Source organism: Martinezella multihospitum, from assembly GCF_900094585.1.
GTDB lineage: Bacteria > Pseudomonadota > Alphaproteobacteria > Rhizobiales > Rhizobiaceae > Rhizobium > Rhizobium multihospitium.
In genome coordinates, this window is the sequence record NZ_FMAG01000006.1 from 113,890 (window position 1) to 128,960 (window position 15,071).

Annotated in this window: 15 protein-coding genes; 6 read left to right on the forward strand and 9 right to left on the reverse strand. The window is 59.5% G+C overall.

What is annotated here, in order from left to right; all coding sequences use genetic code 11:
• Positions 1-178: 178 nt before the first annotated feature.
• Both GA0061103_RS23325 and GA0061103_RS23330 read right to left on the reverse strand, forming a co-directional pair.
• Entirely contained in the window at positions 179-718 is a 540-nt protein-coding gene (locus GA0061103_RS23325; protein ID WP_092715416.1) for a rhodanese-like domain-containing protein, read from the reverse strand.
• A gap of 5 nt (positions 719-723) precedes the next feature.
• The gene (locus tag GA0061103_RS23330) at positions 724-1,029 is read right to left on the reverse strand and encodes an ArsR/SmtB family transcription factor (RefSeq protein WP_092715417.1); all 306 of its coding nucleotides are present in this window, start codon (positions 1,027-1,029) and stop codon (positions 724-726) included.
• 78 nt (positions 1,030-1,107) lie between these two features.
• Here GA0061103_RS23330 and GA0061103_RS23335 point away from each other — a divergent pair, with 78 nt between their 5' ends.
• A complete protein-coding gene (locus tag GA0061103_RS23335; RefSeq protein ID WP_092715419.1) occupies positions 1,108-1,452 on the forward strand; it encodes a carboxymuconolactone decarboxylase family protein in 345 nt (114 codons plus the stop codon).
• 6 nt (positions 1,453-1,458) lie between these two features.
• On the opposite strand, the gene tgt is transcribed toward GA0061103_RS23335, so the two are convergent.
• From tgt to coaD, 5 genes are all read right to left on the reverse strand, one after another.
• Entirely contained in the window at positions 1,459-2,589 is a 1,131-nt protein-coding gene (gene tgt, locus GA0061103_RS23340) for a tRNA guanosine(34) transglycosylase Tgt (protein ID WP_092715421.1), read from the reverse strand.
• 6 nt (positions 2,590-2,595) lie between these two features.
• Entirely contained in the window at positions 2,596-3,681 is a 1,086-nt protein-coding gene (gene queA / locus GA0061103_RS23345; RefSeq protein ID WP_092715423.1) for a tRNA preQ1(34) S-adenosylmethionine ribosyltransferase-isomerase QueA, read from the reverse strand.
• Positions 3,682-3,756: 75 nt separating this feature from the next.
• The gene (locus GA0061103_RS23350) at positions 3,757-4,266 is read right to left on the reverse strand and encodes a peptidylprolyl isomerase (protein WP_092715425.1); all 510 of its coding nucleotides are present in this window, start codon (positions 4,264-4,266) and stop codon (positions 3,757-3,759) included.
• A gap of 114 nt (positions 4,267-4,380) precedes the next feature.
• Positions 4,381-4,953 carry a peptidylprolyl isomerase gene (locus GA0061103_RS23355; protein WP_092715427.1) on the reverse strand — a complete coding sequence of 191 codons (573 nt, stop codon included), beginning with the start codon at positions 4,951-4,953 and terminating at the stop codon, positions 4,381-4,383.
• A 29-nt stretch (positions 4,954-4,982) separates the two neighbouring features.
• Positions 4,983-5,495, reverse strand: coding sequence for a pantetheine-phosphate adenylyltransferase (coaD, locus tag GA0061103_RS23360; protein ID WP_092715429.1), 513 nt, complete (start codon positions 5,493-5,495; stop codon positions 4,983-4,985).
• A 202-nt stretch (positions 5,496-5,697) separates the two neighbouring features.
• Here coaD and GA0061103_RS23365 point away from each other — a divergent pair, with 202 nt between their 5' ends.
• The 3 genes from GA0061103_RS23365 (at position 5,698) to GA0061103_RS23370 (ending at position 7,453) form a co-directional block, all read left to right on the forward strand.
• Positions 5,698-5,922: a hypothetical protein gene (locus tag GA0061103_RS23365; protein WP_245304850.1), complete on the forward strand. Its 225-nt coding sequence runs from the start codon at positions 5,698-5,700 to the stop codon at positions 5,920-5,922.
• A gap of 91 nt (positions 5,923-6,013) precedes the next feature.
• Positions 6,014-6,172 (forward strand): hypothetical protein, encoded by a 159-nt coding sequence (locus tag GA0061103_RS35110; protein ID WP_015339886.1) that lies wholly within the window; start codon positions 6,014-6,016, stop codon positions 6,170-6,172.
• A 390-nt stretch (positions 6,173-6,562) separates the two neighbouring features.
• Positions 6,563-7,453 (forward strand): NAD-dependent epimerase/dehydratase family protein, encoded by an 891-nt coding sequence (locus GA0061103_RS23370; protein ID WP_092715870.1) that lies wholly within the window; start codon positions 6,563-6,565, stop codon positions 7,451-7,453.
• Positions 7,454-7,604: 151 nt separating this feature from the next.
• On the opposite strand, the gene gyrA is transcribed toward GA0061103_RS23370, so the two are convergent.
• The gene (gyrA, locus tag GA0061103_RS23375; protein WP_092715431.1) at positions 7,605-10,400 is read right to left on the reverse strand and encodes a DNA gyrase subunit A; all 2,796 of its coding nucleotides are present in this window, start codon (positions 10,398-10,400) and stop codon (positions 7,605-7,607) included.
• A gap of 225 nt (positions 10,401-10,625) precedes the next feature.
• Between gyrA and GA0061103_RS23380 the strand changes: the two genes are divergently transcribed.
• On the forward strand, positions 10,626-11,258 hold the full coding sequence (locus GA0061103_RS23380; protein ID WP_092715872.1) for a MarC family protein: 633 nt from the start codon (positions 10,626-10,628) through the stop codon (positions 11,256-11,258).
• A gap of 52 nt (positions 11,259-11,310) precedes the next feature.
• Here GA0061103_RS23380 and GA0061103_RS23385 read toward each other — a convergent pair whose 3' ends face one another.
• On the reverse strand, positions 11,311-11,871 hold the full coding sequence (locus tag GA0061103_RS23385) for a single-stranded DNA-binding protein (protein ID WP_092715874.1): 561 nt from the start codon (positions 11,869-11,871) through the stop codon (positions 11,311-11,313).
• Positions 11,872-12,142: 271 nt separating this feature from the next.
• Here GA0061103_RS23385 and uvrA point away from each other — a divergent pair, with 271 nt between their 5' ends.
• The gene (gene uvrA, locus GA0061103_RS23390; protein ID WP_092715433.1) at positions 12,143-15,064 is read left to right on the forward strand and encodes an excinuclease ABC subunit UvrA; all 2,922 of its coding nucleotides are present in this window, start codon (positions 12,143-12,145) and stop codon (positions 15,062-15,064) included.
• Positions 15,065-15,071 lie beyond the last annotated feature (7 nt).

A 15,071-nucleotide genomic window follows, 5' to 3' on the forward strand; every position in this document is an offset into this window, starting at 1 on the left:
TCCGCCCCTGCCTTTTTCGACGAAGTCCAACTAACGCTAAATCGGAATCGAGGCAAGGCCTGCATCAAGACCTTATCGCTGCCGGATCAAACCGACTCGAGATCACCCCTCACCCGGTTTTCCCGCGCCTCGGCCATGAAATCGGCAAAACTGCTTTCATCTACCGAACGGCTGGGCGTCACAGGCCCTTGTTCCAAGGCATTCGGCCCAGCACCAAGGCAAGACCGCACCAGCCAGAAATGCCGGCAACGGCCAATGCCGCACCGAAGAAAGCCGCGACAGCGAATCCGACCGGTGTTACAAAATAGCCCGCCAGCACAGAGAACAGCACCAGCAGTCCGACCGTGATCTGGACCTGCCGGAAGATCGACACACGCGGCGCGGACAAGCTTGCTCCGATAACGGGAAGTCCTGCAGCCTTCCAGGCGGTGATGCCACCGGTCAGATTGAAGGGTTCACGAGCCTCCGCATCCGAGGAACGAAAAGCTTCGCATGCTTTTTCGCCACGGCCGCCCTTCAGGCATTGGAAGATCACCTTCTTTCCAGAGGGAATGGCCAGGAGGGACGATATTCTCGCCACCTGCGATAGCGGAACCGAGATGGCGCCGGGGATATGTTCGCCACGGAATTCATCAGGCTCGCGTACGTCGACCAGCACCGCCTCTCCGGACAAGAGCCATTCACGGGCCTGTTGGCTATCGATAGTTTCGATCGGCATGATTGCTAGTCCTTTTTGCAAAAGCGGTTGTAGAGAACCTGCATGATCTCCAGCGCGGCAGGATCGCTGATGTAGTAGTAAAGCGTGCGGTGATCGCGCCGATAATCGACGAGTCCCTCCTTCTTCAATTTCGCCAGATGCTGAGACATCGATGTCTGGCCAATAGACGTTTCCGCGATCAGAGCCGTGACGCTCTTCTCGCCGCTCGCAAGCTGACAGAGGATAAGCAGTCGGCTGGGATTGGCGAGACCACTCAGGAAATCCGCTGCACCGCCCGCCTTTTCCTGCATTTCCAACATGAAGTCAGTCATGATTCCCTGCCTTTACATTTCATATTTTTATGATATCAATTTTTTATGAAATGAAAAGCGAAGAATTGGAGATGGAAAATGACCAAGGACTACAAAGAGATAACGCGCGACATCTCTGCTTATACGAGCGAATTGCGCAAACTTTCACCGGATGCGATGCAAGGTTTTTATGCACTCGCCAAGGGCGCGAGCGCCGATGGAGCTCTCGACAAAAAGACCAAAGAACTGATCGCACTCGCTATCGGCATCACCCAGCGATGCGATGGATGCATTGGCTTCCACGCCAAGGCTCTGAAGGAATTGGGGGCAACTCGTCAGGAAATTGCCGAGGTCATGGCGATGAGCGTCTATATGGGCGGCGGGCCGGCGCTGATGTATGCCGCAGACGCGCTACGCGCCTATGACCAATTCAGCGCCGTATGAACCTCTTCAAACGGGCTCCAAATCACCCCTGGCCCAATTTTCCTGGGTTTCGGCCATGAAATCGGCGAAGCGGCCTTCGGCGATTGCCTGTCGGATGCCCTGCATCAGCTCCTGGTAATAGGCGAGATTGTGCCAGGAAAGCAGCATGCCGCCGAGCGCTTCGTTGGCGCGGACGAGGTGATGCAGATAGGCGCGCGAATAATCCCGTGAAGCCGGGCAATTGGACTGCTCGTCCAGCGGACGCATATCCTCGGCATGGCGCGCGTTGCGGATGTTGACCTTGCCGCGACGCGTAAAGGCCAAACCATGACGGCCCGAACGGGTCGGCATCACGCAATCGAACATATCGATGCCACGGGCGACGGACTTCAGGATGTCATCGGGCGTGCCGACACCCATCAGGTAGCGCGGCTTCTCCGTCGGCAGTTCGGGAAGCGTGATCTCGAGCATGCGCAGCATGACTTCCTGCGGCTCGCCGACGGCAAGGCCGCCGACTGCATAGCCCTTCAGGTCCATGCCGCTCAGTGCCTGCGCCGAACGGACGCGAAGCTCTGGAACGTCGCCACCCTGGACGATGCCGAACATGGCCTTGCCGGGCTGGTTGCCGAAGGCGACCTTGCAGCGCTCCGCCCAGCGCAGCGACATTTCCATGGCGCGCTCGATGTCCTTCGGCGTTGCCGGCAGGGCGACGCATTCGTCGAGCTGCATCTGGATATCGGAATCGAGCAGGCCCTGGATTTCGATCGAGCGCTCCGGCGACATATGATGCAGGCTGCCGTCGACATGCGATTTGAAGGTAACGCCCTGCTCATCGAGCTTGCGCAGGCCGGAGAGCGACATCACCTGGAAGCCGCCGGAATCGGTGAGGATCGGATGCGGCCAGCGGATCAGCTGATGCAGGCCGCCGAGGCGGGCGACGCGCTCGGCCGTCGGGCGCAGCATCAGGTGATAAGTATTGCCGAGAATGATATCGGCGCCCGTCTCACGCACCTGGTCGAGATACATGGCCTTGACGGTGCCGACGGTGCCGACGGGCATGAAGGCCGGCGTGCGGATCGTACCGCGCGGCATGGAGACTTCGCCGAGGCGGGCGCCGCCATCGGTCTTCTTTAATTGAAACTGAAAGCTCTCGCTCATGTCGTCCTAGTCTTTCCGGTAGAGCAGGCTGCCATCGCCATAGGAATAGAAGCGATAGCCCGTCTCGATAGCATGGGTATAGGCCGCGCGCATCGTATCGAGGCCGGCAAAGGCCGATACGAGCATGAACAGGGTCGAGCGCGGCAGGTGGAAATTGGTCATCAGCATGTCAACGGCCTTGAAACGGTAGCCGGGCGTGATGAAAATGCCCGTGGCACCTTGCCAGGGCTGGATGGTGCCGTCGTCAGAAGCGGCGCTTTCGATCAGCCGCAGCGAGGTGGTGCCGACGCAGACGATGCGCCCGCCCCTAGCCTTGACGGCATTAAGCTTTTCGGCGGTGACGGCATCGACGTAGCCAATCTCGAAATGCATCTTGTGATCGTCGGTATCGTCGGCCTTGACCGGCAGAAAAGTGCCTGCGCCGACATGCAGCGTCACGAAATGCCGCTCGACGCCGAGGGCATCGAGTGCGGCAAACAGAGACGGCGTGAAATGGAGGCCCGCGGTTGGTGCCGCGACGGCGCCCTCTTCGCGCGCGTAGATCGTCTGGTAGTCGGCGCGATCACGCTCATCTTCCGGGCGCTTCGCCGCGATATAGGGTGGCAGCGGAATATGTCCAACGCTGGCAATCGCCTCATCGAGAGCGGGACCGGACAGATCGAACCGAAGCGTGATCTCGCCACCCTCTCCCTTTTCTTCGACCGTTGCATCGAGCGAGCCGAGTGCGCAGACATTCTCGCCATGGCCGAACTGGATGCGATCGCCGATCTTGATGCGCTTGCCAGGCTTGGCAAAGGCCTTCCAGCGATCCGGCGCGGTGCGCATATGCAGCGTCGCCGAGACCTGCTGGCCTGGTGCGCCTTCGCGATGGCGAATGCCTTCCAGCTGTGCCGGGATCACTTTGGTATCGTTGAAGACCACGGCGTCGCCGGGGCGCAGGAAGGATGGCAGATCTCGCACCTGATGATCGCTCAGCGTATTCGCACCGCCGTTCGGATCGACGACGAGCAGGCGCGCGCTGTCGCGCGGCTCGGCGGGCCTCAGCGCTATACGCTCATCCGGCAGATCGAAATCGAAAAGGTCAACACGCATTGAATTCATCCAGGCAAAGCGAAACCCGCCCCTCACGCCAGCGACGCAAGAGGCGGGTTTCAGGAATAATCACGATCAGACGTCGGCAGCAACCCGAGCAGATACGATCGAATCCGGATCCTTTACCGGCTCGCCGCGCTTGATCTGGTCAACGAATTCCATGCCGGAGATGACCTGACCCCAGACAGAGTACTGCTTGTTCAGCCACGGAGCGTCGGCAAAGCAGATGAAGAACTGCGAGTTGGCCGAGTTCGGGTTCTGCGAACGGGCCATCGAGCAGGTGCCGCGAATATGCGACGTCGCGGAGAACTCGGCCTTCAGATCCGGCTTGGAAGAGCCGCCCATGCCGGCACGGCCGGGATTGAAGGTTTCGCTGCCCTGCTTGCCGAACTGCACGTCGCCGGTCTGGGCCATGAAGCCGTCGATGACGCGATGGAAGACGACGCCGTCATAGGCCTTTTCGCGCGCAAGCTCCTTGATGCGGGCGACATGCTCGGGAGCGACCTGCGGCAGGAGCTGAATGACAACCTGGCCCTTGGTGGTTTCCAGGATGAGGGTGTTTTCTGGATCCTTGATCTCAGCCATGTTCGTTTCCTTGTTTTTTCTGTTTGTGCATGATCCTGCCCGGATCATGCAGCTTGCCTTGGCGTGATCTCATCCAAAAGCCGCGCCGCGTCTTTTGGGATCATGCCCGTGAAATCACTTCTTGGTGACGGTGACCTTGATCATCTTGTCAGGGTTGCTCACTTCGCCGTTCTGGCCCTCGCCACGCTTGATCTTGTCGACGAGCTCCATGCCCGAGATGACCTTGCCGACGACCGTGTACTGGCCGTTCAGGAAAGCGCCGTCTGCGAACATGATGAAGAACTGCGAATTGGCGGAGTTCGGGTCCTGGGCACGCGCCATGCCGACGGTGCCGCGCGTGAACGGAACCTTGGAGAACTCGGCCGGCAGGTTCGGCAGATCGGAACCGCCGGTGCCGGCCTTGTTCGGGTCAAAACCCTTGGCGGCATTGCCGTACTGGACGTCGCCCGTCTGGGCCATGAAGCCATCGATGACGCGATGGAAGACGACGTTGTCGTAGGCGCCCTTCTTGGCCAGCGCTTCAATCTGGGCGACATGCTTGGGAGCGACCTCAGGCATCAGTTGGATGACGACCGGGCCGTCCTTGAGCTGGATCGTCAGAAGATCGGCGGCCGAGGCAGAGAGGGCGCTGCCTGCGAAGGCGGCGAGGCTCAGGAATCCTGCCAATGCAATATGAAAGAGTTTCATGGATGCTCCGTTCGGGATTGGATTTTGGCTCAGCTATTGCCGCTGGCCATATTTTTGAGTTTGCCGGTCAGGGCTTCCAGAACCGCTGACGGCACGAAGGCGCTGACATCGCCGCCCATGGATGCGATCTGCCGCACCAATGTGGCGGTTATGGGCCGCGAGGCCGTGCCGGCGGGCAGAAACAGCGTCTGTATATCCGGCGCCATCTGCCTGTTCATGCCCGCCATCTGCATTTCATAATCGAGATCGGTGCCATCGCGCAGGCCGCGCACGAGCAAGGTCGCGCCATGGGTGCGGGCCGCATCGACAACCAGATTGTCGAAAGCGACGACGGAAATATCGCCTGCCTTTTGCGGCAGAGCATCGGCGAGCGATCTGCGGATCAGTTCGGCACGCTCGTCGAACGAGAAAAGCGGCTTCTTGCCGGGGTGAATGCCGATCGCGACGATCACCTTTTCGGCGACGTTCAACGCCTGCACGAGGACATCGAGATGTCCGTTGGTCATTGGGTCGAAAGACCCTGGATAGAAGGCTGTCGTCATTACCAAGCCGGCTCGTTGTTTCGACGCCTTTTGTCACGGATGAGGCCGTATCGCAAGTGATTTGCAACCCGGCGGCCGCCGCTAAACTGCAGATGAACACGCCGTTCAAGCCCGTTTCAGCTCGACAATGCTTTACTGACATCAACATCGAAACGGGCATGCTTCAACGGCCCGCCGGTCTCCGCTTCAAGGACATCATACCATGCTCGTCTTCATTATCGCAGGCGCCATCATCGGTTCATTTCTCGTCGAATACCTCGTTCATGTTTTCGCCGACCATTATGAGATCGAATGGGATTCCGCCTCGGGAAACAGCAACGAGATCGATTTTGCCCAAGAAATAGCCATCGCCATGCGCAAGACGCATCGCGAATCTGAACGCCAGATGAACGGGGCATTCAAGGTCGCTTCAGGCGCGCATTGCTAGATAGCCATCAAGATCGGCGGAACCATTTGGAAAACGCCGCGTTAACAGTCCGAAACGCAGATTGCACATTCCGACAAGAAGGAAGAAGAGTATGCCCGACAAGATCACCCTTATTAACGTTGTTTGGATGGCTATGATTTCGGGAATGCTCGCAGCAACCGTTGCGCTTTACGATCAGAAACCCGACCAGTCGAAGATCTATGGTCCCTTTGCTTCGGCTCGTCCTTTCGTTGCTTCGAGCCAATACTAAGGGATCTGAACGCTAGTCCCACCAAAGGAGGGAGCGATCATGTTCACAATTTTGACGCTGCTTACAGTTTTTATCAGCATCATGTTTGTCGTGTCAGTCGCATCCACCATTTCGGCGCTCCATCGCGAAAGCGAAGAGAGCAAGAGGCTGCATAAGCGTCACAAGACGCTCTGATCTCCGCGTACCGAGCATCTCTCCCCGCCACATATGCTCGGATGGACCCTGAACCGGACGCTATCCCCGCCAGCGTCCGGTTTTTTATTGTCATTATGGTTCCGACCCTTTCCCTGCAGGCCCCTCCACCAACACGCAAAAGCATGATCTTGCGAGAGGAAGCACGCCAGACGCTTCGATCATGCTATGGTGACTGAGGTTCATCGAGGGATCGAGATGCGCATTGTCCTGACAGGCAGTTCCGGGCGACTTGGCCGGGCGATCTTTAATGCGCTGGCACCAAGCCACACGGTGATAAGCATCGATCGTTCGCCGTTTTCGACGACGCATCTCATTGGAGATTTTACCGATGCCGCGTTGCTGCGCCAGGCGCTGACGGGTGCGGATGCAGTCATCCATTGCGCGGCCCTGCATGCCCCTCATGTCGGCGCGGTTTCCGACGATGAATTTCGCCGCATCAATGTGGACGGAACACGGCAGCTGGCTGAGGCAGCGCTTGCTGCCGGCGTGAAGCGATTGGTGTTTACCAGCACGACCGCACTGTATGGTCGCGCCGTCGTTCCCAGTCATTGCACATGGATCGATGAAGACACCGTGCCGCAACCGAAAAGCATCTATCACCGCACGAAACTGGAAGCCGAGCAGATCCTTAAAGGCATGACTGGCCCGGATTTGCAGGTCCGCGTTTTACGCATGTCTCGAAGTTTTCCGGAGTCGGCAAATGTGATGGCTGTCCATCGCCTGCATCGCGGCGTCGATATCCGCGATGTCGCCGACGCCCATGTCGCGGCGCTGACGAATGGCGGCAAGGATTTTCAACGGCATATCGTTTCCGCCGGCACGTTGTTCAAGCCGGAGGATTGCGAGGCGCTCGCGGTCGACGCCGCTTCCGTCATTCGATTGCGTGCACCCGGCCTCGCCGCGAAATTTCTACAGCGAAACTGGCCGCTGCCTGACAGAATCGATCGCGTTTACGCATCGAAATCTGCGGGCGTGATCCTCGGCTGGCATTTCCGCTTTGGCTACGACGAGGTTTTCGCGCAGCTGGATCGGGAGAGCCTGGAGGTTCTGCCGTCCTTTGCCCAAAGCGATAGAAGACAGGAATAAAGAGTTAGGAATCAGCTGCCAGATCCGCGCACGCCATACTCCAAATGACAATCGCATGAGCCTGTTGCCAAGCTCATGCGATTGAAAACATTCAACTTCCAGACGGGCCGACCGAGCAGCCGCTGGTCTCTTCGAGCGGATACAGCGAAGACTATTCTTCGCTGCTGCCCTCGCCACCGGCATCTCCGGCCTCACCGGCAACAGCATCGTCCTCGGCTGCCGAGGCATCATCCTCGTCGCCTTCCGGTTCGCTGATACGCTCGACGGATACGACCTTCTCATCCTTCGCAGTGGAGAAGATGGTGACGCCCTTGGTGGCGCGGCTGGCGACGCGGATGCCGCCGACCGGCACGCGGATCAGCTGACCGCCATCCGACACGAGCATGATCTGATCGCCATCCTCGACCGGGAAGGCGGCAACAAGCTCGCCGATCTCGCCTGTCTTCGAGGTGTCCGTGGCACGGATACCCTTGCCGCCGCGGCCGGAGATACGGAAATCGTAAGAGGAAGACCGCTTGCCGAAGCCCTTTTCCGAAACCGTCAGGATGAATTGTTCGAGCGCCTTGAGTTCTTCATAGCGTTCGTCGCCGAGTTGTCCCTCTTCGGTGACTTCCTCGCCGACCAGAGCGATTTCCTCGTCGTCGCCCGTTGCGGAGCGACGCTCGCTGACGGAGCGCTTAAGGTAGGCAGCACGCTCCCATGGCTCGGCATCCACATGCCGGACGATCGTCATCGAGATGATGCGGTCGCCGGATGCAAGCGTGATGCCGCGAACGCCGATCGAATTGCGGCCGGCAAAAACGCGCACATCCGATACCGAGAAGCGGATGCACTGGCCGAGCGCCGTGGTCATCAGCACGTCGTCATGTTCCGTACAGGTCTCGACGGAGAGGATTTCATCGCCCTCTTCCTCGAGCTTCATAGCGATCTTGCCGTTGCGGTTGACCTGCACGAAATCCGACAGCTTGTTGCGGCGCACGGTTCCGCGCGTCGTCGTGAACATCACATCCAGATTGTCCCAGCTATCCTCATCCTCGGGCAGAGGCATGATCGTGGTGATGCGCTCGCCAGGTTCGAGCGGCAGCATGTTGATCAGCGCCTTGCCGCGCGACGTCGGTGTGCCGATCGGCAACCGCCAGACCTTTTCCTTGTAGACGATACCGCGGGACGAGAAGAAGAGAACCGGCGTATGCGTATTGAGAACAAATAGCCGGGTAACGAAATCCTCGTCGCGGGTGGTCATTCCGGAGCGGCCCTTGCCGCCGCGGCGCTGCGCACGATAGGTGGTCAGCGGCACGCGCTTGATGTAGCCGAGGTGGGAAACGGTAACGACCATGTCCTCGCGTGCGATCAGATCCTCGTCGTCCATCTCGAGACCGCCATCGACGATCTCGGTGCGGCGCGGCGTTCCGAATTCATCACGAACAGCGGAAAGCTCTTCCTTTACAATGGTTTGAATGCGAGCGCGTGAAGACAAGATATCGAGATAGTCCTTGATCTCGGCGCCGATCTGGTTGAGCTCCTCGTCGATTTCATCGCGACCGAGAGCGGTCAGACGTGCGAGACGCAGTTCGAGGATCGCGCGGGCCTGCTCTTCCGAGAGGTTGTAGGTGCCGTCTTCGTTGATGCGGTGCCGCGGATCGTCGATTAGCCGGATAAGAGACTCGACATCCGCCGCGTTCCAGCGACGTGTCATCAGCTCTTCGCGGGCCGATTGCGGATCCGGCGCCTGACGAATGACGCGGATGACCTCGTCGATATTGGCGACCGCAATGGCCAGACCGACCAAGACATGGGCGCGATCACGCGCCTTGCGCAGCAGATACTTGGTGCGGCGACTGATCACTTCTTCACGGAAAGCCACGAAAGCGCGCAGCATATCCATCAGGTTCATCAGCTCGGGCTTGCCGCCGTTCAGCGCCACCATGTTGCAGCCGAAGGAAGTCTGCAGCGGCGTATAGCGATAAAGCTGGTTCAGGATGACATCGGCATTGGCATCGCGCTTCAGTTCGACGACGACGCGATAGCCCTGACGGTCGGACTCGTCGCGCAGGTCCGAGATGCCCTCGATGCGCTTCTCGCGCACGAGTTCGGCCATCTTCTCGATCATCGACGCCTTGTTCACCTGATAGGGAACCTCGGTGATGATGATCTGCTCGCGATCGCCGCGCATCGGCTCGATGGTCGCGACACCGCGCATGACAACGGAGCCGCGGCCCGTCTCATAGGCGGAGCGGATGCCCGCACGGCCAAGGATCTTCGCACCCGTCGGGAAATCCGGGCCGGGGATGATCTCCATCATCTCCGGCAGCTCGATCGCCGGATTGTCGATCAGCGCAATACAGCCGTTGATGACTTCGGAAAGGTTGTGCGGCGGAATGTTCGTCGCCATGCCGACGGCGATACCGCCCGAGCCGTTGACGAGCAGGTTCGGGAAGCGCGCCGGCAGAACCTTCGGTTCTTCCGTGGTCGCGTCGTAGTTTTCCTGGAAATCGACCGTTTCCTTGTCGATATCCTCAAGAAGCTCGTGGGCGACCTTCGTCAGGCGCGATTCCGTGTAACGCATCGCCGCCGGCGGATCGCCGTCGATCGAGCCGAAATTGCCCTGCCCGTCGATGAGCGGTACGCGCATCGACCAATCCTGCGCCATGCGGACCAAGGCGTCATAGATCGAAGCGTCGCCGTGCGGGTGGTAGCTACCCATGACGTCGGCGACGGGACGAGCCGACTTTACATATTTGCGGTTCCAGTGATAGCCGCTCTGATGGGCCGCATAGAGAATGCGCCGATGAACGGGCTTCAGACCATCGCGAACGTCGGGAAGCGCGCGGCTGACGATCACGCTCATGGCGTAATCGAGATACGACCGCTGCATTTCCTCCATGATGGAAATCGGCTCGATGCCTGGCGGGAGCTTCCCGCCGCCGGGTGGTGTTTGCTCAGTCAAAACAGATCACGATCTCTTTTAGAATCACTGCGAAATTTATAGCCGAAAGGCCTGGCGAGCGCCAATTTGGGCCGGTGTTTTTGAACAGGCTTTTGCCCCTTTAAGCCATGAAATCGAACATTTCCATGGCGTAACCAGCCAATAGCAGCGCATGGCTCTTTGCGAAAGCTCGTTCCTCGCATAACAATGCTCGATAACAACGACAGAACAAGCTTTGGGGACTATATGGCGAGCGCGGATACGCTGATCAATGCCTTCACGACTCTGCTTGTGACCGTCGATCCGCCTGGGCTCGCACCGCTTTTTATCGGGCTTACGGCGGGCATGAATCGCTCCGAGCGCAAGCAGGTGGCTCTGCGCGGATCGTTGATCGCCTTCTTCATCCTGGCAGCCTTTGCGCTATTCGGAGCAAGCGTCCTTGGCGTGCTCGGCATCTCCATCGGCGCCTTCCGCATCGCCGGCGGCCTGCTCCTATTCTGGATCGCTTTCGAGATGGTATTCGAGCGGCGGCAGGACAGGAAAGAGAAGACGACGGAAGTCGCCATCACGAAGGATCATATTCGCAATATAGCGGTCTTTCCCCTCGCCTTGCCGCTGATCGCCGGCCCCGGCGCGATCTCGGCCACGATCCTCTTGGCAGGATCGCTGCAAACGACACTCGACCGGGCGCAGCTGATCGGCGTCATCGCCGCCAATCTCTGCCTGGTCTTTGCCGCACTTGCGATTTCCGACAGGCTGGACCGCATGCTTGGCGCAACCGGCCGCGCCATCCTGACCCGCCTGCTCGGGGTTATCCTCGCGGCACTTGCCGCGCAATTCGTCGTGGATGGCGCGAAGGCGGCACTCGCCCTTTCATGAAAAAGCCCGCCAAACGGGGCGGGCTTTTAAAGATCAAGCGGCTGCGCCGATCTCAGAACGGGATGTCATCATCCAGATCGCGCGAGAAATTGCCGCCGCCACCGCTCTGGTTACCGCCGCCGCGGTTGCCACCGCCGCCGCGAGAGGAGCCCTGCGAAGAGGACTGGCCATAGTCGTCACCGCCGTAATCACCGCCACCGCCGAAGTCACCGCCGCCACGACCACCGCGGCTTCCGCCTTCGAAGGAGCCGCCGCCTTCGCCGCGACCATCGAGCATGGTCAGGGTCGAATTGAAACCCTGCAGCACGATCTCGGTCGAATATTTGTCCTGACCGTTCTGGTCCTGCCATTTGCGGGTCTGCAGCGCGCCTTCGATGTAAACCTTGGCGCCCTTCTTCAAATACTGCTCCGCGACCTTGCAGAGGCCTTCATTGAAGATGACAACGCGGTGCCATTCCGTCTTTTCCTTGCGCTCACCGGAATTGCGGTCGCGCCAAGTCTCGGAGGTGGCGATATTGAGATTGGCGATCGGACGGCCATCCTGCGTGCGGCGGATTTCCGGGTCCGCCCCGAGATTTCCAATCAGAATTACCTTATTCACACTACCGGCCATGACACCACCCTGCTTGCCGCCCATCGACGGCTTTGAAATTCAATCCGAGCACCTTAACCCATAGCAGGCATCGGGTGCTATTTATGCGGCCTTTCCAGCTCCGTTCATCCACAAAGAATTCGCCGCGATAATTTTGTTCTTTATTTGTTCTAATTTATCCCTATGATCATGTCAACGGAATCGAAAACCCGGCTCCACCCTTCATTTCAGCCTCGACTCGCGGGCTGACATCACTAAATAAAGGCAGACTCCAAGGGACCTGCATACGACGATGAGCGAACTGAAGACTATTTCCATACGTGGTGCGCGTGAGCACAATCTCAAGGGCATCGATCTCGACCTGCCACGCAACAAGCTGATCGTCATGACCGGCCTTTCCGGCTCCGGCAAGTCGTCGCTCGCCTTCGACACCATTTATGCCGAGGGCCAGCGCCGTTATGTCGAAAGCCTTTCGGCCTATGCGCGCCAGTTCCTTGAGATGATGCAGAAGCCAGATGTCGACCAGATCGACGGCCTCTCGCCGGCGATTTCGATCGAGCAGAAGACCACCTCGCGCAATCCGCGCTCGACGGTCGGCACGGTCACCGAGATCTACGACTATATGCGTCTGCTGTTTGCGCGCGTCGGCGTTCCCTATTCGCCGGTCACGGGTCTGCCGATCGAGAGCCAGACGGTCAGCCAGATGGTCGACCGCGTGCTCGCATACGAGGAAGGCACCAGGCTCTATATTCTGGCGCCGCTCGTGCGTGGGCGTAAGGGCGAATACAAAAAGGAACTGGCGGAGCTCATGAAGAAGGGCTTCCAGCGCGTCAAGGTCGACGGCCAGTTCTACGAGATCGCCGATGTGCCGGCGCTCGACAAGAAATATAAGCACGATATCGACGTCGTGGTCGATCGTATCGTCGTGCGCCCTGACATGGCGGCTCGTCTTGCCGACAGTTTCGAGACTTCACTGCGTCTGGCTGATGGTCTTGCGGTCGCGGAATTTGCCGACAAGCCCTTGCCGCCGGAAGAAACCGCCGCCGGCGGTTCGGCCAACAAGTCGCTGAACGAGACGCATGAGCGCGTGCTGTTCTCGGAGAAGTTTGCCTGCCCGGTTTCCGGCTTCACCATTCCGGAAATCGAACCGCGCCTGTTCTCGTTCAACAATCCCTTTGGCGCCTGCCCGTCCTGCGACGGCTTGGGCTCGCAGCAGAAGATTGATCCCGAACTGATCGTGCCGGAGCCGGAGCGCACGCTGCGCGATGGCGCCATCGCGCCATGGGCCAAGTCGACCTCGCCCTATTACAATCAGACACTGGAAGCGCTCGGCAAGCATTATGGCTTCAAGCTCGGAAGCCGCTGGAACGAGCTTTCGGAAAAGGCGCAGGATGTCATTCTGAACGGCACGGAAGACAAGATCGAATTCCACTATGCCGACGGTGCGCGTTCCTACACCACGCACAAGAATTTCGAAGGCATCGTGCCGAACCTCGAGCGCCGCTGGAAGGAAACGGATTCCGCCTGGGCGCGCGAAGAGATCGAGCGCTTCATGTCGGCGGCCCCTTGCCCGGCCTGCAACGGCTATCGCCTGAAGCCCGAAGCTTTGGCGGTCAAGATCGACAAGCTGCACATCAGCCAGGTGGCGGAAATGTCGATCCGCGTCGCCCGCGACTGGTTCGACGCTCTGCCGGGGACATTCACCGACAAGCAGAACGAGATTGCCGTGCGCATCCTCAAGGAAATCCGTGATCGCCTACGTTTCCTGAACGATGTCGGCCTTGAATATCTAAGCCTGTCACGCAATTCCGGCACGCTTTCCGGCGGCGAAAGCCAGCGCATTCGCTTGGCGTCGCAGATCGGCTCGGGCCTGACGGGCGTTCTCTATGTCCTCGACGAACCGTCCATCGGCCTGCATCAGCGCGACAATGCCCGCCTGCTGGAAACGCTGAAGCATCTGCGCGATATCGGCAACACCGTGATCGTCGTCGAGCATGACGAAGACGCGATCCTGACGGCCGATGATGTCGTCGATATCGGCCCGGCCGCCGGCGTCCATGGCGGCCAGGTCGTGGCGCATGGCACGCCGCAGGACATCATGGCGAACCCGAAGTCACTGACCGGTAAATATCTTTCCGGCGAACTCGGCGTGCTGGTTCCGGACGAGCGTCGCAAGCCCAAGAAGGGCAAGGAAATCAAGGTCGTCGGCGCTAGAGGCAACAACCTCAAGAATGTCACGGCTTCGATCCCGCTCGGCGTGTTCACGGCGGTGACGGGCGTTTCCGGCGGTGGCAAATCGACCTTCCTGATCGAGACGTTGTACAAGTCGGCGGCGCGCCGCGTCATGGGTGCGCGGGAAATTCCCGCGGATCACGACCGCATCGACGGCTTCGAGCATATCGACAAGGTGATCGATATCGATCAGTCGCCGATCGGCCGGACCCCGCGTTCGAACCCGGCGACCTATACCGGCGCCTTCACGCCGATCCGCGACTGGTTTGCCGGTCTGCCGGAAGCCAAGGCACGCGGCTATCAGCCGGGCCGCTTCTCCTTCAACGTCAAGGGCGGCCGCTGCGAGGCATGCCAGGGTGACGGCGTCATCAAGATCGAGATGCACTTCCTGCCCGACGTTTACGTCACTTGCGACGTCTGCCACGGCAAGCGCTACAACCGCGAGACACTCGACGTCACTTTCAAGACCAAGTCGATCGCCGACGTGCTCGACATGACGGTCGAGGAAGGCGTCGATTTCTTTGCCGCCGTTCCGGCCGTGCGCGACAAGCTGCAGAGCCTGAAGGATGTCGGCCTCGGCTACATCAAGGTCGGACAACAGGCCAATACGCTTTCGGGTGGCGAGGCGCAGCGCGTCAAGCTAGCCAAGGAATTGTCGAAGCGATCGACGGGCCGCACGCTCTACATTCTCGACGAACCCACAACCGGTCTGCACTTCCACGATGTCGCCAAGCTTCTGGAAATGCTGCACGAACTGGTCAATCAGGGCAATTCCGTCGTGGTCATCGAGCATAATCTCGAAGTCATCAAGACCGCCGACTGGATCCTCGATTTCGGTCCGGAAGGTGGCGACGGCGGCGGCGAGATCGTGGCCGTCGGTACGCCGGAAGCGGTCGTCAGGGAAAAGCGCTCCTATACGGGGCAGTTCCTGAAGGAATTGCTGGAGCGGCGCCCGGTGAAGAAGGTTGCGGCGGCGGAGTGAAAATCAC

What these genes read in the sequence shown, in the direction of transcription:
- GA0061103_RS23325 (WP_092715416.1), bottom strand. Translation starts at nt 718, where the DNA reads ATGCCGATCGAAACTATCGATAGCCAACAGGCCCGTGAATGGCTCTTG.
- GA0061103_RS23330 (WP_092715417.1), bottom strand. Translation starts at nt 1,029, where the DNA reads ATGACTGACTTCATGTTGGAAATGCAGGAAAAGGCGGGCGGTGCAGCG.
- GA0061103_RS23335 (WP_092715419.1), top strand. Translation starts at nt 1,108, where the DNA reads ATGACCAAGGACTACAAAGAGATAACGCGCGACATCTCTGCTTATACG.
- tgt (WP_092715421.1), bottom strand. Translation starts at nt 2,589, where the DNA reads ATGAGCGAGAGCTTTCAGTTTCAATTAAAGAAGACCGATGGCGGCGCC.
- queA (WP_092715423.1), bottom strand. Translation starts at nt 3,681, where the DNA reads ATGCGTGTTGACCTTTTCGATTTCGATCTGCCGGATGAGCGTATAGCG.
- GA0061103_RS23350 (WP_092715425.1), bottom strand. Translation starts at nt 4,266, where the DNA reads ATGGCTGAGATCAAGGATCCAGAAAACACCCTCATCCTGGAAACCACC.
- GA0061103_RS23355 (WP_092715427.1), bottom strand. Translation starts at nt 4,953, where the DNA reads ATGAAACTCTTTCATATTGCATTGGCAGGATTCCTGAGCCTCGCCGCC.
- coaD (WP_092715429.1), bottom strand. Translation starts at nt 5,495, where the DNA reads ATGACGACAGCCTTCTATCCAGGGTCTTTCGACCCAATGACCAACGGA.
- GA0061103_RS23365 (WP_245304850.1), top strand. Translation starts at nt 5,698, where the DNA reads ATGCTCGTCTTCATTATCGCAGGCGCCATCATCGGTTCATTTCTCGTC.
- GA0061103_RS35110 (WP_015339886.1), top strand. Translation starts at nt 6,014, where the DNA reads ATGCCCGACAAGATCACCCTTATTAACGTTGTTTGGATGGCTATGATT.
- GA0061103_RS23370 (WP_092715870.1), top strand. Translation starts at nt 6,563, where the DNA reads ATGCGCATTGTCCTGACAGGCAGTTCCGGGCGACTTGGCCGGGCGATC.
- GA0061103_RS23380 (WP_092715872.1), top strand. Translation starts at nt 10,626, where the DNA reads ATGGCGAGCGCGGATACGCTGATCAATGCCTTCACGACTCTGCTTGTG.
- GA0061103_RS23385 (WP_092715874.1), bottom strand. Translation starts at nt 11,871, where the DNA reads ATGGCCGGTAGTGTGAATAAGGTAATTCTGATTGGAAATCTCGGGGCG.
- uvrA (WP_092715433.1), top strand. Translation starts at nt 12,143, where the DNA reads ATGAGCGAACTGAAGACTATTTCCATACGTGGTGCGCGTGAGCACAAT.